Source organism: Pseudomonas fluorescens (assembly GCF_902497855.1).
GTDB lineage: Bacteria > Pseudomonadota > Gammaproteobacteria > Pseudomonadales > Pseudomonadaceae > Aquipseudomonas > Aquipseudomonas fluorescens_BI.
The window spans coordinates 1-25909 of sequence record NZ_CABVHU010000014.1 but is presented as its reverse complement, the minus strand read 5'-3'; the positions used below and the strand labels follow the sequence as shown (position 1 = coordinate 25909).

At 60.5% G+C, this 25909-nt stretch carries 18 protein-coding genes and 3 rRNA genes; 16 read left to right on the top strand and 5 right to left on the bottom strand.

Annotation, left to right across the window (positions count from 1 at the left end):
- Positions 1-10 precede the first annotated feature (10 nt).
- The 7 genes from bcsZ to F8N96_RS24820 all read left to right on the top strand — a co-directional run bounded on the left by bcsZ (position 11) and on the right by F8N96_RS24820 (position 9748).
- The gene (gene bcsZ, locus F8N96_RS24850) at positions 11-1240 is read left to right on the top strand and encodes a cellulose synthase complex periplasmic endoglucanase BcsZ (RefSeq protein ID WP_412071824.1); all 1230 of its coding nucleotides are present in this window, start codon (positions 11-13) and stop codon (positions 1238-1240) included.
- Complete coding sequence (locus F8N96_RS24845; protein ID WP_150800051.1) at positions 1216-5412, top strand: cellulose biosynthesis protein BcsC; 4197 nt, start codon at positions 1216-1218, stop codon at positions 5410-5412. The genes bcsZ and F8N96_RS24845 overlap by 25 nt, the downstream gene beginning before the upstream one ends.
- Before the next feature lie 15 nt (positions 5413-5427).
- Entirely contained in the window at positions 5428-6090 is a 663-nt protein-coding gene (locus F8N96_RS24840) for an SGNH/GDSL hydrolase family protein (RefSeq protein WP_150800050.1), read from the top strand.
- Positions 6087-6752: an alginate O-acetyltransferase AlgF gene (locus F8N96_RS24835; RefSeq protein WP_224789576.1), complete on the top strand. Its 666-nt coding sequence runs from the start codon at positions 6087-6089 to the stop codon at positions 6750-6752. The genes F8N96_RS24840 and F8N96_RS24835 overlap by 4 nt, the downstream gene beginning before the upstream one ends.
- Positions 6753-6770: 18 nt before the next feature.
- The gene (locus F8N96_RS24830) at positions 6771-8186 is read left to right on the top strand and encodes an MBOAT family O-acyltransferase (protein WP_150800049.1); all 1416 of its coding nucleotides are present in this window, start codon (positions 6771-6773) and stop codon (positions 8184-8186) included.
- Positions 8186-9337: an alginate O-acetyltransferase AlgX-related protein gene (locus F8N96_RS24825; protein ID WP_150800048.1), complete on the top strand. Its 1152-nt coding sequence runs from the start codon at positions 8186-8188 to the stop codon at positions 9335-9337. The genes F8N96_RS24830 and F8N96_RS24825 overlap by 1 nt, the downstream gene beginning before the upstream one ends.
- Before the next feature lie 75 nt (positions 9338-9412).
- A complete protein-coding gene (locus F8N96_RS24820; RefSeq protein WP_150800047.1) occupies positions 9413-9748 on the top strand; it encodes a tryptophan synthase subunit beta in 336 nt (111 codons plus the stop codon).
- Positions 9749-9794: 46 nt separating this feature from the next.
- Here F8N96_RS24820 and lapD read toward each other — a convergent pair whose 3' ends face one another.
- Together lapD and lapG are read right to left on the bottom strand one after the other, a co-directional pair.
- A complete protein-coding gene (gene lapD, locus F8N96_RS24815; RefSeq protein WP_150800046.1) occupies positions 9795-11738 on the bottom strand; it encodes a cyclic di-GMP receptor LapD in 1944 nt (647 codons plus the stop codon).
- 14 nt (positions 11739-11752) lie between these two features.
- A complete protein-coding gene (gene lapG / locus F8N96_RS24810) occupies positions 11753-12445 on the bottom strand; it encodes a cysteine protease LapG (protein ID WP_150800045.1) in 693 nt (230 codons plus the stop codon).
- Positions 12446-12639: 194 nt separating this feature from the next.
- Between lapG and F8N96_RS24805 the strand changes: the two genes are divergently transcribed.
- The 9 genes from F8N96_RS24805 (at position 12640) to F8N96_RS24765 (ending at position 25249) form a co-directional block, all read left to right on the top strand.
- On the top strand, positions 12640-13350 hold the full coding sequence (locus F8N96_RS24805) for a GntR family transcriptional regulator (RefSeq protein ID WP_150800044.1): 711 nt from the start codon (positions 12640-12642) through the stop codon (positions 13348-13350).
- Positions 13351-14005: 655 nt separating this feature from the next.
- A complete protein-coding gene (locus F8N96_RS24800) occupies positions 14006-14782 on the top strand; it encodes a DUF3050 domain-containing protein (RefSeq protein WP_150800043.1) in 777 nt (258 codons plus the stop codon).
- Positions 14779-15708 carry a diiron oxygenase gene (locus tag F8N96_RS24795; protein ID WP_150800042.1) on the top strand — a complete coding sequence of 310 codons (930 nt, stop codon included), beginning with the start codon at positions 14779-14781 and terminating at the stop codon, positions 15706-15708. The genes F8N96_RS24800 and F8N96_RS24795 overlap by 4 nt, the downstream gene beginning before the upstream one ends.
- 13 nt (positions 15709-15721) lie before the next feature.
- Entirely contained in the window at positions 15722-19138 is a 3417-nt protein-coding gene (locus F8N96_RS24790; RefSeq protein WP_150800041.1) for an amino acid adenylation domain-containing protein, read from the top strand.
- A 29-nt stretch (positions 19139-19167) separates the two neighbouring features.
- On the top strand, positions 19168-19635 hold the full coding sequence (locus tag F8N96_RS24785; RefSeq protein ID WP_150800040.1) for an SRPBCC family protein: 468 nt from the start codon (positions 19168-19170) through the stop codon (positions 19633-19635).
- A 264-nt stretch (positions 19636-19899) separates the two neighbouring features.
- Complete coding sequence (locus F8N96_RS24780; RefSeq protein ID WP_150800039.1) at positions 19900-20400, top strand: sigma-70 family RNA polymerase sigma factor; 501 nt, start codon at positions 19900-19902, stop codon at positions 20398-20400.
- Positions 20400-21413, top strand: coding sequence for a FecR domain-containing protein (locus tag F8N96_RS24775; protein ID WP_150800199.1), 1014 nt, complete (start codon positions 20400-20402; stop codon positions 21411-21413). The genes F8N96_RS24780 and F8N96_RS24775 overlap by 1 nt, the downstream gene beginning before the upstream one ends.
- A gap of 87 nt (positions 21414-21500) precedes the next feature.
- Positions 21501-24002, top strand: coding sequence for a TonB-dependent siderophore receptor (locus F8N96_RS24770; protein ID WP_150800038.1), 2502 nt, complete (start codon positions 21501-21503; stop codon positions 24000-24002).
- A gap of 71 nt (positions 24003-24073) precedes the next feature.
- Positions 24074-25249: a PepSY-associated TM helix domain-containing protein gene (locus F8N96_RS24765; protein ID WP_150800037.1), complete on the top strand. Its 1176-nt coding sequence runs from the start codon at positions 24074-24076 to the stop codon at positions 25247-25249.
- An 89-nt stretch (positions 25250-25338) separates the two neighbouring features.
- Here the strand turns inward: F8N96_RS24765 and rrf (F8N96_RS24760) are convergent.
- The 3 genes from rrf (F8N96_RS24760) to rrf (F8N96_RS24750) form a co-directional block, all read right to left on the bottom strand.
- Positions 25339-25454 (bottom strand): 5S ribosomal RNA (gene rrf, locus F8N96_RS24760).
- A 107-nt stretch (positions 25455-25561) separates the two neighbouring features.
- Positions 25562-25677: ribosomal RNA gene (rrf, locus tag F8N96_RS24755) — 5S ribosomal RNA — on the bottom strand.
- A gap of 107 nt (positions 25678-25784) precedes the next feature.
- Positions 25785-25900 (bottom strand): 5S ribosomal RNA (rrf, locus tag F8N96_RS24750).
- Positions 25901-25909 lie beyond the last annotated feature (9 nt).

Below are 25909 nucleotides of genomic sequence, written 5' to 3'. Positions count from 1 at the left end.
CCTTGGCGAGATGGTTAAAGCCTTCAGCGGCGTGCTGCGTGCGAGCACGGGCGGGTATCGAGGGACAGTGCTGGGCATGATCGGCGGCCTGATGCTGCTACCCGGCGCTGCTCACGCCCAGGCTTGCAGCGCTTCGAACTGGCCGCTTTGGCAGGACTTTGCGCAGCGCTACATACAGGAAGACGGGCGCATGCTCGGCTCCAGCCTGAACCCACAGCAAAGCACATCAGAGGGGCAATCCTACGGAATGCTCTTCGCCCTGATCGGCAACGATCCGCAGACCTTCGACCGACTCTGGCGCTGGACCGCGGCCAACATGGCCTCCAGCGACATCGGCACGCATTTGCCGGGCTGGTTGTGGGGCCAGGGCAAAGACGGAAAGTGGGCGATCCAGGATGCGAACTCCGCAGCCGATGCCGACCTGTGGTTTGTCTACGCGCTACTGGAAGCCGCTCGGATCTGGCAGCGCCCGGATTACCGCGAGGACGCCAAGCGCCTGCTGGCCAATATCGAGTCGCGCCTGCTGGTCGACTTGCCGGGGCTGGGCAAAATGGTGTTGCCAGGCCCGGAAGGCTTTGTGCATCCAGACCACCTGTGGCGCCTGAATGCCAGTTACCTGCCCATACCACTCTTGCGCCGACTGGCCAAGGAAGCACCTGCGGGCCCTTGGCAAGAGGTGGCTGAGAACACCGCCAGACTGCTGCGTGATTCCAGCCCCAATGGCTTTGTCGCCGACTGGGTCGGCTACCGCGGGACCTCGGCCACCTCGGGTCTGTTTGTCATCGATCCGTTCAAAGGCCAGCTGGGCAGCTATGACGCCATACGCGTCTACCTCTGGGCCGGCATGACGCCCAAGAGCGACCCGCTGGCGGCCCCGATCCTCGCTCGCCTGGACGGCATGGCAACGGCTACCGCCTCAAGCGGTATTCCGCCGGAAAAGATTCAAGTCATCAGCGCCAGCACCGAAGGCAATGGCCCGTACGGGTTTTCGGCGGCCTTGATCCCGTATTTTCTGGCCAAGGGGCAACCCTGGCTGGCCGAGCAGCAGCAGCGCATTGCCGAGCAAGCCTTGAAGAAGGTGCAGGAGCAGATGCGCACCGGCAATGTGCAACCGATGTATTACCACTACATGCTTAGCCTGTTCGGTCTGGGCTGGGCAGAACAACGTTATCTGTTCCTCAAAGACGGAACATTGAAGCTATCCTGGGAGTCCGCATGTACCCGCGCCGCCACACACTAGCCGTCGCAATCCTGGCTGCGCTGGTCTGTACCTCCGCTCCGGCCGAGACCACCGATCCACAAGCATTGCTGATCGAACAGGGCAACTACTGGCAGTCTCGCCAGAACCCGCAACGGGCTACCGAGATCTGGGAGAAGTTGCTGCGTCTTTCGCCCAATCAACCCGATGCCCTTTTTGGCCTTGGCATGGTTGCTATCCAGCAGAAAAAGCCCGATCAGGCCCACCCGTATCTCACCCGGCTCAAGGCGTTGAAGCCTGCTGCGCCGCAAGCCGAACGGCTGGAGCAAGAGATCGCCATGGCCTCGGCCGTGGGCCAGAAACAGCTTCAGGAAGCCCGCCGTCTGGTCGATGCCGGTGACCACGAAGGCGCCGCTGTGCAGTACCGCAAGGTGCTGGGTGGGCGCGAGCCGCAGGGGCTGTTCGCACGCGAGTACTACAACAACCTGGCCTATACCGACGCCGGCTGGCCCGAGGCCCGTCGTGGTTTTGAGCGGCTGATCCGGGAAAAAACCAGCGACCCGTACGTGCCGCTGTTTTTCGCCAAGCAGTTGGTGCGCCGCGAAGACAGCCGTGCCGAAGGTGTTCGTGCCCTGGCCAAACTGTCGACCCGCGCCGATATCGGTGGCGATGCTGATGAAAGCTGGCGCCTGGCACTGACCTGGATCGACACGCCGACAGCCGCTCAAAAGCCGTTGTTCGAAGAGTTCCTCAAAGTCCACCCGGACGATGACGATATTCGGGCGCGGATGAACAAGGCCAATGCCTTGGTAAAAGAAGCCCCCGCCTGGCAACAGGACCCCCATGTGGTCCGTGGCCTGAAGGCGCTCGATGCCGGTGACAAGCGCACGGCGGAAAAAGAATTTCAGGCGCGTCTGCAACAAAAACCCAATGACGTCGACGCACTCGGCGGCATGGGCGTGGTGTACCAGCAACTCAACCGTTTGGGCGAAGCCGAAAAACACCTTGAGCAGGCCACTCGGCAACCGGGCGGCAATCGCTGGCAACCGGCATTGGAAAATGTGCGGTATTGGGCGTTGTTGGAACGCGCCCGTGAAACACAACGCCTGGGGCGCGTGAGCCAGGCGCGTCAACTGTTCCAGCAAGCCATCCGCAAACAGCCCAACGAACCGGCAGGGCTGGTGGCGCTGGCAGGGCTTGAGGCTCAGGACGGCAAGCTGGATGTCGCTGAAACGACTTATCGCCAGGTACTGGCGCGGTATCCTGCCAATGCCGATGCACGCAGCGGTCTGCTTGGTGTGTTGACCCAGGCCGGCAAGGCTGACGAAGCGCTCAAGTGGCTGGACAAACTGTCCCCCACCGAGCAAGCCGGCTTTGGCGATGCCAACCGCTTGCGAGGCCTGCGCGCTACGCAACAAGCCAAGGCAGCCGAGCAGCGCGGGGATTGGGCCAGCGCCCAGCAGGCTTACCGCGAGGCCCTGCGCGCGGACCCGAACGACGCCTGGACACGATTCGCCCTGGCGCGCATCCACCTTCGCAACGGCGAGACGCAAACCGCTCGCAAACTTGTCGATGAGCTGCTCAAAGCCCGGCCGGACCTTCCCGATGCGCTCTACACCAGCGCATTGTTGTCCGCCCAGATGCAGGAATGGGAAAAGGCCCAGGCGGCGCTCTCGCGCATTCCCGTCGCCGAACGCACCCCGGACATGAAAGAGCTGGCCGCCGACGTCGAGCTCAATGTGCAGATCCGCAAGGCACTCGAAGTGTCCAGGCGCGGGCAAAAACAAGAAGCACTGGCGCTGCTTGAGCGTAGCGAACCGCTGACATCGTCCTTGAGCGGGCAAATGCGACCGGCCCGCCTGGCATCGCTGGCGATGGCCTATGTCGATGCCGGTGACCCGGCCCGTGGCCTGGTGTTGATGCGCAGCCTGCTGGCCCAGACGCCAAGACCGTCAGCGGAGCTGTTGCTGCAATACGCCGGCGTACTGCTCAAGAGCGGCGAAGATGCGGAAGTCAGCAGCATCCTGCATGACCTGCAGGGGCAACCGATGGGCACGCAGGCACGCGCCCAGTACGATGATCTGCTGTATGCCTATCGTGTTCGTCAGGCTGACCGCCTGCGCGAGCGCGGTGATCTGGTGGCCGCCTATGACACACTGTCTCCAGCCTTGGCCCAGCGCCCGGGCGACAGTGTCGCCGTCTCCGCCCTGGCACGGATGTACACCGCCAGCGGCAATCGGAAAAAAGCCTTCGAGCTCTATCGCCCACTGGTCCAGCGAGACGCCAACAATGCGCAATTGCTGATCAGTGCGGCCGATGCCGCGCTTCAGGCGCAGGACCGCTCGTTCGCGGAACAAGCCGTGGATCGTGCGGTGAAGCTTGCGCCCGGCGACCCCCAACTGCTGATCACGGCAGCACGGATCTACAACAGCATGGGCCGCTCGGGAGACGCCGCGACACTGCTGCGCAAAGCCGCCACCGGAGAGCAGGACATACTCAATCCACCCGTACCGGCGCAAGGTTATGCCTCCAATGCGGGGGCTAATCCTTTTGCCGGGATGCCCGGCCAACGTCGCCGTGCAACTACCCTGGCGGCGGGAGCCGTCGTTCCGTTGCCGGCCGAATCGATCCCGAGCGCAACCGACCCCGTGCCGCAAGTGGTGACGGATGCCTATCCCGGCCAGTCGGGACAATCACAAGGCTATGCGAGCCCGATCGACAGCATTCCCGCTCCGATGGCCGAGGACTACCCGGCACCGGCGCAGGCTTACGGGCAAGCGCCCGCAGGGTACGCCCAGCCTGTCCGTGCTCCCCAGGCAGCCCCGACCTATGCTCAACAACCTGCTGGCTATGCGCAGCAAGGTTATGCGCAGCAGCCGGCCAGTTATGCACAGCAAGGTTATGTGCAGCAGCCAGCCGGTTATGTACAACAAGGTCATGTGCAGCAGACTGCCGGTTATGTACAGCAAGGCTATGGCCGACCGCCTTCAGGACAGGGCCCTTCGGACAACCCCTTCGCAGCACCGGCAATGTCCAGCGACCCACGCAACGACATGACGCCCGCGCAGCTGGCACTCAACGACATTCTGCAAGAGCGCAGCGCCTACGTGGCGCAGGGCGTGAGCGTGCGAAGCAACAACAGCGAAGATGGCCTGAGCAAGATGACGGCCGTCGAAACGCCTTTTGAAGCCAACTTCCCGGCCGGCAACAACCGCCTGGCCGTTCGCGTGACCCCGGTGACGGTGAACGCCGGCAGCGCCAATTCGGACTCGGCGCAACGCTTTGGCGGCGGGCCGACCGTCGCGGCAGAGGACTCTACCGGTTCACAGAAAGACACCGGTGTGGGTCTGTCGGTAGCGATCGAGAACCCCGAGCACGGGATCAAGGCCGATATCGGCACGACACCCATGGGCTTTCGCTACACGACCGCTGCGGGCGGTGTCAGTGTCGATCGCCCCTTCGAGGCTAACTCCAACTTCCGCTACGGGGTAAATGCTTCACGCCGTCCGGTCACCGACAGTGTGACGTCGTTTGCAGGCACCAGCGATGCACGTACCGGCCAGAGCTGGGGGGGTGTGACAGCCAATGGTGCACGCGGCCAGCTGAGCTACGACAACCAGCAAGTGGGGGTCTATGGCTTCGCTTCCTGGCACAAGCTCGAAGGCAACAACGTGGAGTCCAACGCCCGTAGCGAGATTGGCAGCGGCGTCTATTGGTACCTGGGTGAAGAGGATCCTGACAGCAAGTTGACCATCGGTGTCAGCGCCAACGCGCTGTCCTATGAAAACAACCAAGGCTTCTACACCTATGGCCACGGCGGCTATTTCAGCCCGCAGAGCTTCTTTGCCATCGGTATGCCGGTGTCCTGGAGCCAGCGCACCGCTAACCTCTCTTACCAGATCAAAGGCTCGGTGGGCGTGCAGCACTTCGAACAGGACCGTGCCGACTATTTCCCGACCGACTCGGGCCTGCAAGCCGCGGCTGGAGATGCCCAGTACTCTGGCCTGAACAAGACCGGTGTGGGATACAACCTCGCCGCCTCGGGTGAATACCGCATGGGCGGCAACTTCTTCCTGGGCGGCAACCTGGGGGTGGACAACGCTCGTGATTACCGACAGCTCTCGGGTGCCATGTACCTTCGCTATATGTTCGAGGACATGACAGGCCCGATGACCTTGCCAGTCAGCCCCTATCAATCCCCCTATTCCAATTGATCGAAGGAACACTCAATGCCTGCTTCAGCCATTGCCGGCTTGACGCTTCTCGTTTTGGGCGAGAGCCACATGAGCCTCGTAGACACGCTGATGGAGCCGTTGAACGATAACCTGACACGCCAAGGTGCACTCGTTCACTCCATTGGCGCTTGCGGCGCGAATGCCGCCGACTGGCTGATTACCAAGAAAGCCGATTGTGGCGCTGAACATAAAATCAACGGCAAGCAAGTGATCAAAGGCCGCGAGGCCAGCACCACGCCGATCAAGACGCTGATTGCCGCGGAAAAACCGGACCTGGTGGTGATCATCATTGCCGACACTATGGCGTCCTACGATAACCCGGCCTTTCCCAAGGCCTGGGCCTGGCAAAACGTCACCAGCCTGACCAAGGAAATCGCCGCCACCGGTGCCAAGTGCGCCTGGGTCGGTCCAGCGTGGGGCAAGGCAGGCGGTCCTTATCAGAAGAATGATGCGCGCACGCAATTGATGTCGAAATTCCTCGCCACCAACGTTGCACCGTGCACCTATATCGACTCCCTGAGTTTTTCCAAACCCGGCGAGTGGGTCACGATCGATGGCCAGCATTTCACTATTGCCGGGTACAAATCCTGGGCAAATGCGATTGGTACCGCGCTGGGCAATCTGCCCAAAGAGGCAGTGAAAGGGGCCTATAAGTGAAGGGCTGGCATCCATGGGCGGGTGGCCTGCTTTGCGCCTTTCTGAGCACCACCGCCACGTGTGCGGATATCCCGCTGTACAGCACCGGGCCGAGCGAAGACTCGGCCTTTGTGCGCTTTGTAAATGCCTTGCCCGATGCTACGCCACTGGCGGTTGACGCTGCATCGACGCGCCTTGAACTGGATGGGCGGTATTGGGTTTCCGGTTACCTTCCCGTCCAGCCGGGCAGATCGCTGGAGGGCACGATGACAGCTGAAGGGCAGAGCGTACCCCTCGCCCTTGGCTTTTCGCCTGGCGAGTTTGTGACGATCGTCGCCCTGCCCGATGCCAAATCGGGCCTTGTGCAGACAACGATTCGTGAAACGCCAGATGACTTCAATGGCCTCAAGGCTTCGCTGGCTTTTTTCAATACGGACGCCAGCTGCCGCGATGCAAGCCTGCGCCCAGCCGGTCGAAATGCCGATATTTTCAAAGCAGTCAGCCTGGGAAGCGTGCAACGCAGATCCATCAATCCGGTCAAGTTGTCCGTGCAGCTGGTGTGTGCCAACAGCAATGCAGGCACAACCCTGGATCTTGGCGAACTCAGGGCCGGGGAACGCTACAGCCTATTCTTGCTGCCTGGCGCCAAACTGCTGGCCATCACGGATTCTCTGACCCACTGATCGGATAGCGACGCAGACATGGTTTTCGCCTCGCTTGAATTCCTGACACTGTTCCTGCCGGCATTTCTGCTGGTCTATGCGCTGGGCAGCCCGGCCTGGCGCAACGTTGTCCTGCTGTTGGGCAGCTGGTTTTTCTATGGCTGGTTGAGCCCGCTGTTTTTGGCGTTGCATGTGATGCTGACGATTGTCGCCTGGGTCGGTGGCCTGATCATCGACCGGACCCGCGAGCAATCGCTGCTGCGGGTGCGGCTGCTGATTGCACTGATCGTGTTCAACACCGCCGTGCTCTGCTGGTACAAGTACGCAAATATCCTGGCTTACACTTGGAGCGACCTGATCACCTGGTACGGCGCCATGCCACTTGATTGGCAGCGGGTGGCGCTGCCGGCGGGGCTGTCGTTTATCGTGTTGCAAGCGATTTCCTACCTGGTCGATGTGCACCGCCACACCGTGCCGGCGGAGCGTAACTTCATCAATTACGCCACCTACATTTCCATGTTCGGCCACTCCATTGCCGGACCGATCATCCGCTACGACTGGGTCCGGCGCGAGTTGGTGCAACGGTCGGCCAGCTGGCAGAACTTCTCGCTGGGCGCACGTCGGTTCATGATCGGCATGTCGATGAAGGTGCTGGTGGCCGACACCCTGTCGCCCATCGTCGACATCGCCTTCCACCTGGAGCATCCATCGTTCGTCGATGCCTGGATCGGCTGTCTTGCGTATTCTTTGCAACTGTTCTTTGACTTTGCCGGCTACAGCGCCATGGCCATCGGCCTGGGCTTGATGCTGGGCTTTCACTTCCCCGAGAACTTCAACCGCCCCTATCTTGCGAGCAGCATCCAGGACTTCTGGCGGCGCTGGCATCTGTCGCTGTCCAGTTGGCTGCGCGACTATCTGTACATTGCGTTGGGCGGTAACCGTGGCGGTACCTGGAAAACCTACCGCAACCTGTTCCTGACCATGGCCATCGCCGGCCTCTGGCACGGTGGCGATAGCTGGAACTACCTGCTGTGGGGATCGGCCCACGGCATGGCCTTGTGCATCGATCGCGCCTGGGTGCGGTCGAACCTGCCGAGCCTGCCCAATGTGCTCTCGCACACCCTGACGCTGTTGTTCGTGTGCCTGGCGTGGACGCTGTTCCGCGCCCCGGACTTCGCCTCGGCGCTGAACATGTACGCCGGCCAGTTCGGCCTGCATGGCCTGGCATTGGGCGATGCCTTGGGTGTGGCGTTGCGTCCGGTTCACAGCCTGGCGGCCTTGCTGGGGGTACTGTGTATTGTCGCTCCGCTGCTGCAGCCTTATGTTGAAAGACGATTCGCAAACACCGCACTACTCACGGCGTCTGCGGCCCTTTGGCCCGTGGCGGGTTTCATGCTCTCGTTCGCGCTGATCGCGAGCCGTGAATCCGTGCCCTTTCTGTACTTTCAATTCTGATGACGACGATCGAGCCCTCGCCTTCCACCGCACCGGTGCCGCCCAGCACTCTGGCACTGCGTGTGAGCCCGGTCGCGGGCGTGGCATTTGTGATGTTCATGATCGGTGGCCTGGCGTCCAGCAGTTGGCTGGTCTGGCATCGACACGTGGAACTGCTACCACCCACGCTGACCACCGAGGCCATTCTGGGGGGAGACGTCACTCACCGGATCGCCAAGCAATTGTCCAGGGCGTCCCTACCGGTGGGCGCTGCCAATCTGGAACGCGGCGCCAGCTGGTTATTGCTTGAAGACTCAGGCCCTCGGGTTCGACAAGGCTGTCCTGGCTGGCTGTTCCTGACCGACGAGATGCAGCTCAATCGCCACGCCGAGCACAATGCCAACGCCAAGGCGGACGCGGTGATCAGCCTGAACAAACAGTTGGCCACCCGAGGCATTACCCTGCTGGTGAGCGTGGTGCCGGACAAAAGCCGCATCGCCAGCTCCGCATTGTGCGATCTGCATCGCCCACAGGTGTTGCAGCAACGCATACACCTGTGGACCGCCGCCTTGCAGGCCGCTGGCGTCGCAGCGCTGGACCTGACGAGCGCATTGCAGCCTTTGGGCGAGCAAGCGTTTCTGCGTACCGATACCCACTGGAGCGAACCAGGCGCAAGAGTCGCCGCCCAGGCAGTAGCAGCGCAGGTTCGGAACATGGGCTTGCAAGCGTCACCTCAAAAGAACTTTTTGGTGAACTCACCCGAGGCTCGGCCGCGAGCGGGGGATCTGGTTCGTCTGGCCGGGCTCGATTGGCTGCCGCAGACCCTGCAACCACCTGGCGAGCAGACGGTACAATCGGTGATCCGTGAAGAGCTGGCCGCGTCCACCGACGATGCCGATACGCTGGACGATCTATTCGGCGATGACAACCTGCCCAACACCGCACTGATCGGCACGTCGTTTTCGCGCAACTCCAACTTTGCCGGGTTCCTGGAAGAAGCGCTGGGTGCGCCTATCGGCAATTTCGGCAAGGACGGCGGCGAATTCTCGGGAGCCGCCAAAGGCTATTTCGCCCGCCCCGCCTATCAGCAGACGCCACCCAAGCTGCTGATATGGGAAATTCCGGAGCGTGATTTGCAGACGCCGTACGCCGGCGACCTGCCCGTGCGATAGATCCAAACGTGCACAACCGGCGATTGGCCTATGCTGCTCTTGGCTGTCATGGAATCAACTCTCGAGGGATGCGCCATGTTCTATGTGCAACGCAATGCAGAAGGCCGACTGATGCGCGTGGAAACCGAAGCCTACGCCGAGGCCACTGAAATGCTGCCGGCCGACCACCCCGACCTGCAGGTCTGGTTCGCCAGCGAAGTCATGGCCACCAGCCTCAAGCAGCTCCAGCAAAGTGACCTGGACATGATCCGGGTCCTCGATGACTTGATCCAGGTATTGACCAGCAAAGGGGTAATTCGCGTGACCGATCTGCCGGCCGCCGCGCAAGCCAAGCTGATGGACCGGTCCCAGGCCCGTGAGGCGCTGGGCGGGTTGAGTCGTTTGGTCGATGATGAGGCGGGATTGATTTAGTCTCTCGATTTTTCGTTATCGGTACTGACGACCCAACTTCAGGGCCTTACTGCCAAGGCTCGGGCTCACCAAATAACCGCCCCTGAACCCCATACACCCCCAGCTCACGCATCACCAACAACTCACCTTCAGTCTCCACCCGCTCGGCAATCAACGGCAGATCAATGCTGTGGGCAGCACGCTGAATCGCCTCGATGAACACCCGCTTGTCACGCTCCCGGTCAATCGCCCGGATGTAGCTGCCGTCGATCTTCAGATAGGCCAACCCAAGCCGCGCCAGATTGCCGATCATGCTGAAGCGCCCGCCAAAGTGCTGCAGGCTCAGGGAAAACCCGAGTTCCCGCAGACGTCGCGTCAGCGCTTCCAGTACCGCCTGCTCCGGCAGTTGCTCCTCGCCTATTTCCAGGGTCAGCCGCGATCCCAGGTTGGAATGCGCACGTAAAATCTCGACGATTTTATTCAGCGCCTGTGGGTCGGCCAATGTCGCGTATGAGAGGTTCAGCGCCAGCGACGCTTGATGATCGGCCATCTGGTCAAGCACCTGTTGCACCATCAGACGGTCCAGGCGCGCGGTCCAGCCAAAGCGCTCGAGCCATGGCAGGAATAGCCCGGCGGGGATGCTCTGGCCCTGGTCGTCGATCAATCGCGAAAGCACTTTATAGTGCAGTACCAATTGCCGGTCCTGGCTGGCCACCACCGGTTGGAAATACAGCTTGAAACGCTGCTGATCCAGCGCCCGGTCAAGCAAGCTGTGCCAGGCATGGTGGTCATCCCCAATACCGGCCGCTGCGCTGCGGTCAAGGCGGACCCAATTCTCGCCCTGGCCTTCAGCCTGTGCCAATGCCTGGTCTGCCAGTCCGAGGACCGCTTGCGGCGAGTCGCCATGAACAAAAGGGGCCAGCCCGATCGAGGCGACCGACGCCACGTCGGTGGCGCCGGTCGCGTGCAAGCTGGCCAAGGCAGCGTCGAGGCTCTGCGCCAGTTCCAGCGCTTCTTCGCGCACCAGCCCCGGCGCCAGCACGGCGAATTCGCCGCCACGGATACGCGTGATGAGGTTAAGCGTTTGCGGGTATCTGGCGCACTCACGGGACAGTTGCCCACCGACCGCGATCAGCAGCTGATCGGTGTGTTGAGCGCCCAGGCGCTGGTTCAGTCCGACCAGATCCTTCACCCGCAACAGCAGCAGATAACCGGAGCTTGCCTGTTCCGGATTACTCACCCGCGCGTTCAATTGCATCTCGAAATAACGCCGGTTGGCCAAACCGGTCAGGCTGTCCTGATAGGACTCGGCCCGCAGTTTTTCACTGCGCTCGGCCTGCTCCTGGAACAGCGCCTTGAGCTTTTCGACCATCTGGTTCATGGCCTGCACCACCCGGCGCAGTTCGGGTGTGCGCGGCAAGTCTGGCAGGCTGAGGAATTCCCGGCGGGCGATGGCGTGGGACTGCTCGACCATGTAGTCGAGCGGCTTCAATTGCCGGCGCAACAACAACGCGCCCAGTACCGCACTGACCACGCCGCAGATCAGCAGCCAGCCCAGACTGCCCAATGCACCCTGCCAGAGCTTGGCCAGCGCGAACATCGGGTGACTGACCACTTCGACCCTGGCGGCCTGCTCCCAGCCGCGGCTGACGAGGGCATTGCCGCCCGCCGGTTCCAGGCCGATCAGGTCGACGAACCAGTCCGGCACCTGACTCACCGCCGTCACGCCACTGCGCTCTGCCAGGGTCTTATCGTTCGACAGATCGACTACCCGGATGCTCGCGTAATACCCGCTGTCGAAGATCGAACTGACCAGCAGCTCGACCATCGCCGGGTCGTCGATGTTCGGGGTCAAAGACAGCGCCAGCGCCGTTGCGGCATCCTGGGCGTGGGAGCGCAACTGGTTGACGTATTGGGCACGCGAGCTTTCCAGGCTGACCATGAAGTTGCCGGTGAAGGCGACCACGAGGAACAGGCAGATAGCGATCAACAGCTGTTTGAACAGAGACATCCGAGGGCGTGCTCCTAGTGAGTCGTCTCGACAGGAAAACCTTCTGCCTGCATTTTCTTCAGCACATCCTGCCAACGGGACAGATGTTTGGTGTCACCCACCTGTTTGTTGCCCTTGGCGCCCGGTAGCCACAACCCTTCGGCATTGAAAGCGTAGACCGGCAGCAGGTCGGTTCGTTGGCTGGCGGGCCTGATCGCATCAATCAGGCTGTCGAGCACCAGTGGCACGGCCTCGGGAGTCGAGTAATAGGTCAACACCATATGGGCGCGGTTCAGGCTCACGGCCTTGACGTAGGTGATACGCAACTTGTCACTGGAAACACCGAGATGGCGCAGGCTGAAATATTTGGCGAGAGCGAAGTCTTCGCAATCGCCGGCGCCTTTCCACAAGGCTTCGATCGGGGTTTGCCAATAATCGTCCAGACGCCACAGCTCGATGTCCTCTTCGTAATGCAGCTGTCTGTTGAAGAACTGGTTGACCACGTTGAGCTGTTCTGGCTCGCCGATCTGCTTCTGCGTGGCCAACAACTGCTGCCAGGCATCAATGCGTTGCTGACCTTCACCCAGCGGTCCGTATAATGCCTGCGCCCGACGACTGATCAGGGAAAAGTCCCAGTCTGCGTGCAGACCGCCCGGCATCACGCCAGCCAGCAGCAACGCGCCGCATAGCCAGCGCACTGTCCGGGGAATCGCGAAAGATGCCGCCAAGGCGAGGCTTCCAGGTTGGGCAGATAGAGTCGATGGATGGTGAAGGCTGGCCTGGTAAAAGACAATGGCACGGTGAGATCACTGGTGACGCGCTAAACTTTTGATACAGTCCTCTACATTGTTTGACATCTTGTATAACTATACTAGTGTCAATTGGATCCAAAATTCATCTCAGTCAATCAGGGTGCGTTGTAGTGACACAGAAGCCCAACCCTCTCAGTAGCATCAAGGTCAACGGGCCGATTCCTGCTCATCTGGCTCGTTCGGTGATCGAAGAGACCCTGCGTGCTGCCATACTCGATGGTCGCCTCCCTTGCGGCGCCGCCCTTCGCCAGCAGGACCTGGCTGACTTGTTCGGTGTCAGCCGCATGCCGGTTCGCGAAGCCTTGCGCCAGCTCGAAGCCCAATCGTTGCTCAACGTGACCGCTCATAAAGGTGCGGTGGTCGCACCGCTGGTCCAGGGCGATTCCGTTGAAACTTACGCGTTGCGGATCCTGTTGGAATCCGAAGCCCTGCGCTTGTCGATCCCGTTGCTGACCCATGAGGATTTTCAACAGGCTGCCCGCTACATCGATGAACTGGAAGCGCAACACGACTACACCGAAATCGGCCGGCTCAATCGCCTGTTCCACATGTCGCTGTACAGCAAGGCGCCGAACCGGCGGCTGTTGAAGCTGGTGGAAGACGGCCTGAACGAGGAAGAACGCTTCCTGCGCTTCAACCTGGAAGCCATGGGTCTGGGCAAACTGTCCCAGGAGGATCACCGGGCGATGTTACGGGCCGTGGAAGACCGCGACATTGAACGCTCGGTGAAGATGCTCGAACAACACCTTAATCGCGGCGTCGAGGTCATCACGCGTTACCTCGACAGTCCTGCGGCAAAGAACCGCAAAGCCGCGAAGTAACTCCAGCGGCAGGCTTGAGCAGGCAAACCTGTCTGCTTGTCCTGGCTTGCCGCGATTATCCCTCCCTGCAAAGTCCTGTCTTAGATCCGCCACCCTCCTGCCCGATCATTGCACCGACTGCATTCACGCGTCGATGATGGCGGCTGCCTTCAATTACGCTCACTCTTGGGCTGCCGACGAATAAAGAACGGATGACGCACCGCACGAGCGGAGCCGTCCTCGCACCAGGACCAACGGAAGGAGTCTTTTCACGGGAAAGGAAGAATCGGCGGCAGTCCCGGCCCACTTCCACCCCCTCAGATCATCTTGACGCTCTTAATTAGAAAGTTGCTTCGAGTGAGGCATTCACTCTCTGTTTCGGTTCTGACTTATATAAGTCGGAAGGAGCAACTACGCCTAAATAAAACTTTATCAAAAAGTCTTATTGAAACTTCTCACGCCCAACAAAGTTGGGCTTTAAAATAATAACGAAATAACTTGCCTGTAACTTTATTTATGTATTAATTTTTCCTCGTCGCCATTGAGCACTGGCTGGCAAGCCTAAACCAGACGAATTGCAGACATCCAACCGGCATCAATTAGTTTGAGGCGTTCGCTCGCCTGCAGAACTTTATATGACCGTTAATTATTGATCACACCACTGACAGGCTCGACAATGACATCGACTAAATACCGTCTTGATCTAAAGAAATCAGAACTTGGCGCACACCCAATCTTTTCTGAAATACATTCGCTGCCGCGACTTCAACGCTTTATGGAGTTCCATGTGTTTGCGGTATGGGATTTCATGTCGCTGACCAAGCGCTTGCAACAGGAACTGACCTGCGTCCAACTGCCCTGGCTGCCGCCACGAGATCCGCAGGCTGCGCGCCTGATCAACGAGATCGTGTTGGGTGAAGAGTCCGATGACCGTCCGGGGCGGGGTCACTACAGCCACTTCGAGTTGTACCTGGATGCCATGCGCGAAGTCGGTGCACGTACGGCCGCGGTGGAACGCTTCGTGGCGCTGCAACGCGAAGGTGTCAGCTATGACGTGGCGTTGCGAAGCGTGGAGGTCGATCCGGCGGCCGCGCAGTTCGTGCGTCACACCTTGCACACTGCGCTGCACGCACCGGGCCATTGTGTCGCGGCGGCCTTTCTGCACGGTCGCGAAAGCGTCATCCCGCAGATGTTCCAGCGCATTCTCGACGACTGGGGCATCGGCATCGAGCAAGCACCGACCTTTCGTTATTACCTGCAGCGGCACATCGAAGTCGATTCCGAGGACCACGGCCCGGCGGCGGAAACACTGCTCGCGCGGTGGGTCGATGGCGATCCGCAGCGTGAAGAAGACGTCCATGCCAGCGCCATCGCCGCCGTGGAAAGCCGCATCGCCCTGTGGGACGGGCTGCGCCTGAGCATGAGCGAAGCAGTGGCCGAGGTGAACGCATGAACGCCGCCGACTACCAATCCTTCGCCGACGCCTGGGAGAGCCGCGCCACTATCCGCACCCGCCCGCGCCGCGTGCTGGAGAACGACGACAAGCTGATCTATCCCTTGAGCCGTCAGCCGCTGGTGCTGAGCGAAACCTTCCTGCGCGAGTGCCCCGGGCAGCGCGATTTTGCCCTGGTGCAGACGCTCTACAAGTTCATCAACGACGTGGTGATCTTCGAAACCGAGATCGTCGACAAGACCGCTCGCAGCATCGCGAAAAACCGTTTCCCGCTGGCCTTCCCGTTCGCCTGCCGTTACGACGCCATGACGGTGGTGGTGGACGAGGACTACCACGCGCTGGTGGCCATGGATTTCATGCAGCAGACCATTGCCATGACCGGCATCACGCCGATCGGGTTACCGGATGAAATCGAATTGAGCCGGGCGATTCCGGCGGCCGTCGCACTCGCACCGCAACACCTGCGCAGCGCCGTGGAACTGATCTGTGTGGCCATCGCCGAGAACACCGTCACTGGAGATGTCGCCGCGTTCGCCAAGGACGACACGGTCAAGCAGTCGATCAAGGGCTTGATGGCCGACCATCTGCTCGACGAGGGCCGCCACTCCGGCTTCTGGACGCGGCTGGTACGCATCTACTGGCACACCGCAAGCGAAGACGACCGTCGATGCATTGCGCACATCCTGCCGGTGTTCATCGGCCAGTACCTGACCAACGACATCCAGAAGTCCTTTGACTTGCGGCTGATCGAGTCCTTGCCGATCAGCGATGGCGCACGCCGCGCACTCAGGGGCGAAGTCTCGGGGCTGGCCTTCCCGATCAATCGCCATCACCCGCTGGTCGCCAACATCGTGCGGTTTTTTCGCAGCAGTTCGCTGCTCGACTCGCCGTGCGTGCAAGACGCCCTGGGCGACTACCTGGCTTAACGAGGAGCACATCATGAGACGTCTCGACATTCTGCTCATTGGACGCAGCCAGGCCTTGACCGACCTGGCGCTGGAACTCGAACAACAGGGTCATGCGCCGAGGCGGTTGGCGTCCTTCGACGAGCGGCCCACGGGGCACGTCGATGTGTTGATCGACGACGCCAGCCTGCCCGTTGATTCCTTTGGCGACGTACCGCGGCTGACGCTGCAACTGGGCGTCGGTACGCCGGGAGTCTCAGGCCTGCCGCCGCTGGACCTGCTGTGCCTGTACGGCTCGACACTGCTGACTCGCGTGCCGATTGCCGATGAGCCTTCAGGTAACGGTCAGGCGTTGCGTGTGCGAGCCGTGGCAGAACTGGTGGACCACGTGGCGCTGTTGATCAGCCGCTACTCCCGGGATGCCGAGTTTTTTCTGCTCGCCCCGCCCGCTGCCTGCGCCTCTTTCGAGCAGGTGGAGAATCTGCTGTTTCTGGAGCGCCTGGCCTTCGTCCATCGACTCAACGCCACAGCACAACCCTGGCTGCTGCAACGGGCGCAGACGCCGATGATCGAGCGCCTTGAGCAACGCTTCATCGAGTCCGCCGGGCGACCGGCGCTGACCGTCGCCGGCACGTCGCTGAGTTATCGCGAACTGCATGCCCTGAGCCGCGCCATTGCGCAGCGTTTGCAGCCCTTGCTCGATCAGCACCCGGCACCCGTGGTGGTCGGGATCTGCCTGGCGAAATGCAGCGCACTGTATGCGGGAATTCTGGCGATTCTCGGCAGCGGTGCGGTGTATCTGCCACTGGAGCCGAGCCATCCGCCGCAACGCCAGCAGTACATCCTGTCGAATGCCGGTGCGGTGTTGCTGCTGCATGACGGGCAACACCCGCTCGCGACCGAAATGCCCGGTCTGGATCTCAGCCGCATCGACATCGATGATGCAGCTTTCGATCAACCCTTGATGCGCCAGCGACCCGATCTCGACGCGCCCTGCATGGCGCTCTACACCTCGGGCACCACCGGCCATCCCAAAGGCGTGTTGCTCAGCCAGGCCAACCTCGCCCACTTCAGCGCGTGGTACGCCGACTATGTGCAACTGACCGAACAGAGCCGGGTGTTGCAGTTTTCGTCATTGAGTTTCGACTCGTCGCTGATCGATATTTTCCCGACCCTGCTGCAGGGTGCCGAGCTGATTGTGCCCAGCGACGATCAACGTCGCGACCCGCTGCAACTGGTGGAACTGATCCGCCACCAACGACTGAGCCACGCCTTTTTGCCGCCAGCGCTGTTGAGCATCCTGCCGCTGGATCAATTGCAGAGCCTGGATCATGTCATGACCGGTGGCGATGTCTGCGAGCCCTGGGTCATCGAGCAACTGACCCGCCAGGGCAAGCTCTACAACCTCTATGGCCCGACCGAAGCCACGGTACTGATCACCGCGCGACAACTGCGCAGCGGCGACAGCAATCGCACCCTCGGCGCGCCGATTGCGAACAGCCAGGTGCTGATTCTCGATGAAAATTTGCAACCGGTGGCTGAACAGACCACAGGTGAGTTGTACATCGTCGGCCCGGGGGTGTGCATGGGGTATTTGAACAACCCGCAGCAGACCGCCGAACGTTATTTGAATCTGCACCTGGCCAATGGTGAGCGCCTGCGCGCCTACCGCACCGGCGACATGGCCAAGTGGACCGGCGCAGGCATCGAGCTGTGCGGACGCCGGGACAATCAGGTGAAAATCCGGGGGTTCAGGGTCGAGCCGGAAGAGATCGAACGCTGCCTGCGCGACAGTCGGCTATACCGCCAGGTGGCGGTGGTCATCGACAGCCAGCGGCGCATCCTGGCCTTTCTTGCGCAGTCTCAGGAAGATCAGCCCGGCACCGCTCGTGAAGCGCTCAAGGCACACGCCATTGAGTGCCTGCCGGATTACATGCAGCCCACGGCATGGACCGAACTGGCGAGCATGCCGTTCGCCAGCAACGGCAAGGTCGACCGCCAGGCGCTGCTGGAGCTGCCCGTCAGCATCACCGAGAACCACCCACGGCGCTTGCCCGCCAGTGCCGATGAAGCCTTGTTATTGGCGATCTGGGCCGAGTTGCTGGAGTTGCCGGCCAGCGATATTTGCACCGACGAAAGCTTCTTCAACCTGGGCGGCCACTCGATCCTGTTGTCGCGCATGCTCCTGCGATTGCGTGAAGAATTCGGTCGCAGCATCTCGATCAACCGCTTCATCGAACAGCCGACCATCAGCAAACTGGCGACGCTGGTGCGTGGCTCCGGCACTGAAGAAGTGTTGAGCGAACAGGCCATGGCCGACGCCTTCCGCGAGCTGGATGTGCAGCCCTTGCCGGTGAACGCCATGGGCGACGTACACAAGGTGATCGTCACCGGCGCCAACAGTTTTGTCGGTGTGCACATCGTCGAGGCACTGCTGTCCTGGGGCGCCAGCGAAGTCGCGTGCCTGGTACGTGAGGGTGGCGGGCAATCGGCGGCCGAACGTTTTGCCCAGGCCTTGCGCGAGAACCGTCTCGAGCATCTGGACCTGAGCCGGGTGCAGGTTTATGCGGCGGATATTACCCGCCCCCGGCTGGGGCTCGCCGCGGATGTCCATGAGCGACTGGATCTGGAGTTCGGCGCACTGGTGCACAACGCCGCCAACGTCAATCACGTCCTCGACTACGCGTCATTGGCACGGGACAACGTCGAACCGATTTTCGAATGCCTGCGATTGTGTGAAGGGCGCAGCAAAAAGATCTTCAACTTCGTCTCGACGCTTTCGGCGTCCAGCACCCTTTCCGCCGATGGCCGGGTTCTTGAGTTGCCTGCCGCACAGACCCCGCCGATCTACATCAAGAACGGCTACAACCTGTCGAAATGGGTCGCTGAACGCATCCTCGAGCGGGCTCGCGAGCGTGGGGTGCGGGTCAATCTGTATCGCCCCGGCAACATCAGTTTCAACAGCCTCACAGGGGTCTGCCAACCCCATAAAAATCGTTTGATGCTGATGCTCAAGGGCTCGATCCAGCTCGGTCAGGTACCGGAGTTCGCGTTGAACTTCGACCTGATGCCGGTGGATTTCCTGGCCCGTTTCATTGCCTTCCACGCCAACCGTTATCAGCCCGACAAAGCGGTGTTCAACCTGCACAACCCCGAGCCCTTGAGCTGGGACGCCTACGTCGCGTCATTTCGCGAGGCCGGGCGGGAATTTTCGATGGTCAGCGTCGCCGACTGGCAACAGCAACTGGGCCGGGTCGACAGCGACAACGCGCTGTTCGGCGTACTCGGTTTCTACCTCAACGGCTTCGAAGAAGACATCGGCGATATCTCGATGATCGGCCATGACAACGCCGACGCTGGCGTGCGCCGGATGGGCACGCACTACCCGGAAAAATCCCCGGCGCTGCTGCGTCGCGGCTGCGACTACCTCAAAGAAATCAATTTCATCTGATGCATCCCAACCCGCAACGGAGCAATACCATGAGCACTCTGAAACCCGATACCCTGATTGAAAACCCTCAAGGCGGCGCTGTCGTAGCGTCCGTGGAAGTGCCGGCCGATGCCGCGCAAGTCTGGGCGGTAGTCGGCAACTTTGCCGGCTTCGATCGCTTCATACCGGCGCTGTCGCACATCGAGATGACCGGCGAAGGCGTGTCGTCCCTGCGCAAGAAATTCTTCAGGGACGGCAATCTGGTGGTCGAACAACTCAATTCCCGGGATGAGCAGGCACGGAGCATGACCTGGACCACGATCTACAACACCTTGGGCGTGGCCCGGTTGTGGGCGGCGATGAGTGTAGAAGCGCTCGGGGCGAACAGGTCGCGGGCGACCTGGACCATCATTGCCGAACCGGCGCAGGGTGATGCCGAAGCCTTGCCGGGGTTCAAGGCGTTCGTGCAGGGGTTTGCCGATGATGCGATGAACAATGTGTTGAAACTGTTTGTGTAAAGCTTCGTTTCAGCGGTGACAGGTACATCGCTATCGTCGGAACGCCGCCCGGAGCAAGCTCGCTCCCACATTGGATCTGCGTCGTACACAAATACTGTGTCCATTGAAGATCAACTGTGGGAGCGAGCTTGCTCCGGGCGGCGTTCCGACGATTGAACGATAACGCGGTCCAACTGACCTTCCGCTCAGCAGCAGTTGCAAATTCCCCAGCCCTTGATAACAATGCGACTAATTATCATTTGTGACGTTCGGGCTGTCGCGTACATGTCCTCACCTGAGTTTGCAGTACAGGCGCTTTACAGTAGCCATCACGGTTGGCTCAACACATGGCTGCGCGCTCGACTGGGCAATGCCGCCGATGCGGCGGATCTGGCCCAGGACACTTTCGTTCGCCTGCTGCAACGCACCGAACGCCTGGAGCTCAAGGCACCACGCGCCTTTCTGCGCACCATCGCCCGCGGCCTGGTGATCGACCATTGGCGCCGAGAAGAAATCGAACGCGCCTACCTGGAAACCATCGCCCATTTGCCGGAGGCCGAAACCCCGAGCGCCGAGGCGCGGGCACTGGTGCTCGAACTGCTGGAAAGCATCGCCCGCCTGCTTGAAGGCCTGAAGCCGAAAGTGCGTCAGGCGTTCCTGTTGGCTCAGTGCGAAGGACTGACCCACAAGCAGATCGCTGAGCAGATGGGCTTGTCCCTGCGCTCGGTAGAGCGCTATGTGGCCGACGCGCTGTATCACTGCTACGTGTTGCGGTACGAAGCATGATGCCGATGGATAGTTCAGTATCGAATCGCCATGGCGAGCTGCATCAGCAGGTGGTCAGGCAAGCCATCAATTGGTTGCTGCGGCTGCGTAATAACGCGACCAATCCAAGGCTGCGCCAGCAATGCGATAGCTGGCGGGCCGAACACCAGGAACACGAACTGGCCTGGCAACGCGTGCAATCCCTGCATGCCGAACTGACCAGCAATTTGCGGGCGGTACCCGGTGCGCAAGTCGCCTTCAACACGCTGGAAAACAGTGCCCAGGGACTGGGCCGACGCCAGGCGCTGAAGCTGCTGTCGGGCGTGTTGCTGATGGGCTCTGCCGCCTGGCTGGGCAAGGATGCAGTGGGCTGGCAACAATGGACCGCCGACTTCGCTACCGCCACGGGTGAGCGACGTGGCTTCCAGCTACCCGATGGCACACGCCTGGAGCTCAACACTGCCAGTGCGGTGGATCTGGATTACACCGCGCAGCAGCGCCTGATCAAACTGACCCGCGGCGAAATCATCGTGACCTGTGGCGGAATCGACGAAGGCGCTTCATTCGATCGACCGTTACGGGTGCACAGTCGCCACGGCGTGTATGAAGGGGTGGGCGCCCGTTTCATCCTGCGCCAGGAGGCCGACTGCACTCGACTCAGCGTCACCAGTGGCATCGTCGCGATTCATTCGCCGCTGGCCGCTGACGGTGTGCCGATTCGGGTGGACGCCGGGCAGAGCTATTTGATCGATCATCATCAGGCGAAACCGGTACCGCCCCTGAACATGGATGCCGGCGCCTGGGTCGACGGCCTGATCGTGACCCGCAACATGCGCCTGGGGGATTTCCTCAATGAAGTCGCACGCTACCGGTACGGGTATCTGACGTGCTCGGCGGACATTGCCGACTTGCGCCTTTCCGGGGTTTTCCGTCTCGAAGACACCGATAAGCTGCTGGCGGTCCTGCCACACACCCTGCCGGTGCAACTGCGCTATCGCACCCGCTGGTGGGTGACACTGGAGCGGCAGGCTTGAATTATTCTGGCGGGTTTTCCGTGCACGCCCGGCTTAGTCAGTAAGCACTTCAATCCTGACTTCAGCGACTTCCTACGGAAACCTACAATGACTGCGCGCGCCTTCAACGAGCCCCCTCTCAATTACACAGCGCAATCATGCGTTCTGCGCCACGCCATCCGCGCAGCGCTGTTCTCGACTGCATTGGGTGTTGGTCTGCTGCCAACACTCGCCATTGCAGCACAGGGCAGCGAGGCCAGCAGCCACCGCTACAACATCGCCGCCGGCCCCTTGAGCGACGCGCTCAACCAATTTGCGCGCCAGGCGGGCATCACACTGTCGACGACACCGGCTCACACCCAGGGCCTTCAGTCGCCGGGACTGCAGGGCGACTATTCTGCGGATCAGGCGTTGAGTCATTTGCTCGATGGCACGGGGCTTGTGGCCGTCAGTCAGGATGGCAGCAGCTATGTGCTGCGGCCCGGCACTGAACCCGAAGCCCTGGCCCTGCCCACCACAGACATCAAAGGCTTCGCTTTGGGTAATGCGCTGGGCAGCATGGAGGGCTACAACGCGACCCACAGCCAGATCGCCACCAAGACCAGTACCGCGCTGCTGGAAACCTCACAAAGCGTGTCCGTGGTCACCCGTGAGCAAATGGACGACCAGGGCTCGCAAACCGTCTCCCAGGCCATGCGCTACACGCCGGGTGTGCTGACCAATCCGTACGGCGCGACTCACCGCTACGACTACGTGGCGCTGCGGGGCTTCAACGACGGTTCGGTGGATAACATCTATCTTGATGGCCTCAAGTCGATGGGGGACAGCGGTACCTACAGCACCATGCAGGTGGACCCCTATTTTCTCGAGCGGGTCGATATCCTCAAGGGGCCGTCCTCGGTACTCTACGGTCGCAGTTCGCCGGGCGGCCTGGTGGCGCTGACCAGCAAGAAGCCGCTGTATGAGGCTTATCATCAGGTCCAGGCCACGGTGGGCACGCAAGGCCAGCGCGGCATGGGCTTCGACTTCAGCGGGCCGGTAGATGATGACAAGCGTATTGCCTATCGCCTGACGGGGTTGACAGATCAGTCCGACACCCAGTTTGACCACAACAAGGAAAAGCGCTTCGCCCTGGCACCGACAGTGAGCATCGATTTCACCGAAGATACCTCGCTGACACTGCAAGCCTATCTGCAACATGACCCTGACGGCGGCTATCACGGCGGCGTGCCGGCAGACGGGACAATCCATCAGCGCAATGGCGATCGAATCTCCCCACATTTCTTCGAGGGCGAGCCGGGCATCGACGGTTTCCAGCGTGATCAACAGTCCTTCGGTTATCAGTTCGAACATCGCTTCAACGACGTCTTCACCGCGCGGCAGAACTTTCGTTATCTGGATTCCAAGGTGAAGATCGATCAGGTGTACGCCTATGGCTGGACTACGCCCACCAGTAACGAGTTGAACCGCTATTACACCGGCGGCGACGAAAAGCTCCACGCCTTCATCGTCGATAACATGCTGCAAGCCGAGTTCTTTACCGGCGCAACCAAACACACGGTGCTGATGGGCGCGGACTACCAGCGACGCAAGACGGTGGTCGACTGGACCAGTGGCGGTCTTGCACCGATCGACGCGTTCAATCCGGTGTACGGCAACTCGGCCATCGACTTCTACAGCCCGACCAGCTATGTGCGTCGCCTGGAACAGACTGGCGTCTACCTGCAAGACCTGATCGAGATGGACAAGTGGCGCTTTTCCCTGGGCCTGCGTCAGGACTGGGTCGAAACCTCCGATGAAAATCGCCTGGCTGAAGCCGGTCGCCCCGTGGGCACGAAAATCAGTGACGACCGCACCAAGCTGACGGGGCGAGCCGGAGCGCTGTACCTGTTCGATAATGGCATTGCGCCGTACATCAGCTACTCCGAGTCGTTCAACCCGAACTCTTACGCCGACAGCGCCGGCAATCCTCTGGCCCCCACTGACGGCACCCAGTGGGAAGTGGGGCTGAAGTACCAGCCGCCGGGCACCGACAACTTGTTCACGGCGTCGCTGTTCCGTATCGACCAGGAAAACCTGGCGACCAAGTTGCCCCAGGAAAACTTCTATCGCGCTGTAGGTGCGGTCCGCTCCCAAGGCCTGGAACTGGAAGCGCACATGCAGCTGACCGATCAGCTGAAAGTGCTCGGCAGCTACACCTTCACTGACATCGAGTATTCGAAGTCGATGATCAGTACGTTGAGCACCGAGAGCGACGTGATCGAGAACAAGGGCAACTCGCCGACCCAGGCGCCACGCCATATGGCCTCGGTATGGGCGGACTACAGGTTCGACAGCGCAGCGCTGGATGGCCTGCGCCTGGGCGGCGGCGTGCGTTATGTCGGCTACAGCTGGGCCGACGCGGAAAATACCCTGAAGGTGCCGTCCTACACGCTGTTCGATGCGTCTGTCGGCTATGACCTGGGCAAGGTGGGCTTGAAAGGTGTGGACGTACGCCTGAATGCGAACAACCTGACCAACGAATCTTACGTGGCGTCTTGTGCCAGCCTGAACTTCTGCTACCTGGGTGAAGAACGCAACGTCGCCGCCACGGTGAGCTACCAGTTTTAACCACTCGTGATTCTCACAAGGCCAGCACCTGATTCCAGAGGCTGGCTTTGTTGTTTCTGCAGGAAAATTCCATGCGTGCATTTCTGGTTTTACTTCATCGCTACATTGGTTTGGCGACCGCGTTGTTCCTGCTGATGGCGGGGCTGACGGGCAGCATTCTGGCGTTCAATCATGAGCTGGACGAGTGGCTCAATCCGGGCTTCTATTTGGCCTCTGCCGAGGGTCAGCCTTTGCCGCCTGGCACCTTGGTCGACCAGCTGCAAGGGGCGCATCCTCGGTTGCAAGTCTGGTACATGGAGTACCCGTCGGAACCGGGTCATACAGCATTACTGGCGGCGGTACCGCGCAATGACCCCACGACCGGCAAGCCTTTTGCCGAGCCCAATCAGGTGTTCTATCTGGACCCTGCGAATGGCGAACAGCGGGGGCAGCGGTTCTGGGGAGCATGCTGCTTTCAGCGGGAGAACTTCATCCCGTTCATCCTCGAGTTTCACCACAACCTGGTCCTGCCGAACAACTGGGGTTTGTGGTTGATGGGACTGGTCGCGATCGCCTGGGTTGTCGATTGCTTCATTGCGCTATGGCTGACGCTTCCTCGGGGGACACCGTTCTGGAAGAAGTGGTCGACCGCGTGGAAGATCAAGGGTGGGCATGCGCACCGGCTGAATTTCGATCTGCACCGCGCAGGAGGGTTGTGGCTTTGGCTATTGTTGTTGCCGATCGCTGTCAGCAGTGTGGCCATGAACCTGCCGAGCCAGGTCTTCAAGCCAGCGGTGTCCCTGTTTTCGCCGATTGAGCCGAGCGTGTATGAAGCCCGGGGGCGAATGCCTGCCGAGGAGCTGGGGGTTACGCGACTGAGTTATCAACAGGCTTATGAACGGGCGTTGCAGGAAGGACAAAGATTGGGACTGACGGCTGCAATCGGCGAGCTGTATTACAGCTTCGAGTACAATTTTTATGGGGCGGGTTTTGGGCAGCATGATACAGAGGCCCATGGAAAGTCCTGGCTGTTCTTCCATGGTACGGACGGGCGATTACTGGGACAGGAAATCGCCGGGCAAGGCACCCTGGGAGAACGTTTTTATCGGCTGCAATTGCCGATACACGGTGGGCGGATCATTGGGTTTACCGGGCAAGTCCTGATCGCAGTGCTGGGTGTGCTGATTGCGGGATTGTCGGTGACCGGAATCTATATCTGGTGGCGCAAGCGGGTCGCTCGCAGAAGCGCCAAGGTGCGCAAAGGATAGTCATCACCCAGGTTCAGGTTAAAGCTTTTACAGGTTCCAGAAAGACAAAACCCCTGTCTGCGTTAGCAGACAGGGGTTCTGGAATTCAATCTTGACGATGACCTACTCTCACATGGGGAAACCCCACACTACCATCGGCGATGCATCGTTTCACTGCTGAGTTCGGGATGGGATCAGGTGGTTCCAATGCTCTATGGTCGTCAAGAAATTCTGTGACCAGCCCGTTACACGGTAACGTGCCAGCAAAAAATGGTGACTTCTACTAAAACAAAACCCCTACCTGCATACGCAGATAGGGGTTTCGGAATTCAATCTTGACGATGACCTACTCTCACATGGGGAAACCCCACACTACCATCGGCGATGCATCGTTTCACTGCTGAGTTCGGGATGGGATCAGGTGGTTCCAATGCTCTATGGTCGTCAAGAAATTCTGTGACCAGCCCGTTACACGGTAACGTGCCAGCAAAAAATGGTGACTTCTACTAAAACAAAACCCCTACCTGCATACGCAGATAGGGGTTTCGGAATTCAATCTTGACGATGACCTACTCTCACATGGGGAAACCCCACACTACCATCGGCGATGCATCGTTTCACTGCTGAGTTCGGGATGGGATCAGGTGGTTCCAATGCTCTATGGTCGTCAAGAAATTCGGG

Excerpts from the sequence above, each read along its gene's own strand:
- F8N96_RS24800 (WP_150800043.1), top strand. The coding sequence starts at position 14,006 with ATGACATCGACTAAATACCGTCTTGATCTAAAGAAATCAGAACTTGGC.
- F8N96_RS24830 (WP_150800049.1), top strand. The coding sequence starts at position 6,771 with ATGGTTTTCGCCTCGCTTGAATTCCTGACACTGTTCCTGCCGGCATTT.
- F8N96_RS24825 (WP_150800048.1), top strand. The coding sequence starts at position 8,186 with ATGACGACGATCGAGCCCTCGCCTTCCACCGCACCGGTGCCGCCCAGC.
- F8N96_RS24790 (WP_150800041.1), top strand. The coding sequence starts at position 15,722 with ATGAGACGTCTCGACATTCTGCTCATTGGACGCAGCCAGGCCTTGACC.
- F8N96_RS24845 (WP_150800051.1), top strand. The coding sequence starts at position 1,216 with ATGTACCCGCGCCGCCACACACTAGCCGTCGCAATCCTGGCTGCGCTG.
- F8N96_RS24820 (WP_150800047.1), top strand. The coding sequence starts at position 9,413 with ATGTTCTATGTGCAACGCAATGCAGAAGGCCGACTGATGCGCGTGGAA.
- F8N96_RS24775 (WP_150800199.1), top strand. The coding sequence starts at position 20,400 with ATGCCGATGGATAGTTCAGTATCGAATCGCCATGGCGAGCTGCATCAG.
- bcsZ (WP_412071824.1), top strand. The coding sequence starts at position 11 with ATGGTTAAAGCCTTCAGCGGCGTGCTGCGTGCGAGCACGGGCGGGTAT.
- F8N96_RS24780 (WP_150800039.1), top strand. The coding sequence starts at position 19,900 with ATGTCCTCACCTGAGTTTGCAGTACAGGCGCTTTACAGTAGCCATCAC.
- F8N96_RS24765 (WP_150800037.1), top strand. The coding sequence starts at position 24,074 with ATGCGTGCATTTCTGGTTTTACTTCATCGCTACATTGGTTTGGCGACC.
- F8N96_RS24840 (WP_150800050.1), top strand. The coding sequence starts at position 5,428 with ATGCCTGCTTCAGCCATTGCCGGCTTGACGCTTCTCGTTTTGGGCGAG.
- F8N96_RS24770 (WP_150800038.1), top strand. The coding sequence starts at position 21,501 with ATGACTGCGCGCGCCTTCAACGAGCCCCCTCTCAATTACACAGCGCAA.
- F8N96_RS24785 (WP_150800040.1), top strand. The coding sequence starts at position 19,168 with ATGAGCACTCTGAAACCCGATACCCTGATTGAAAACCCTCAAGGCGGC.
- F8N96_RS24795 (WP_150800042.1), top strand. The coding sequence starts at position 14,779 with ATGAACGCCGCCGACTACCAATCCTTCGCCGACGCCTGGGAGAGCCGC.
- lapD (WP_150800046.1), bottom strand. The coding sequence starts at position 11,738 with ATGTCTCTGTTCAAACAGCTGTTGATCGCTATCTGCCTGTTCCTCGTG.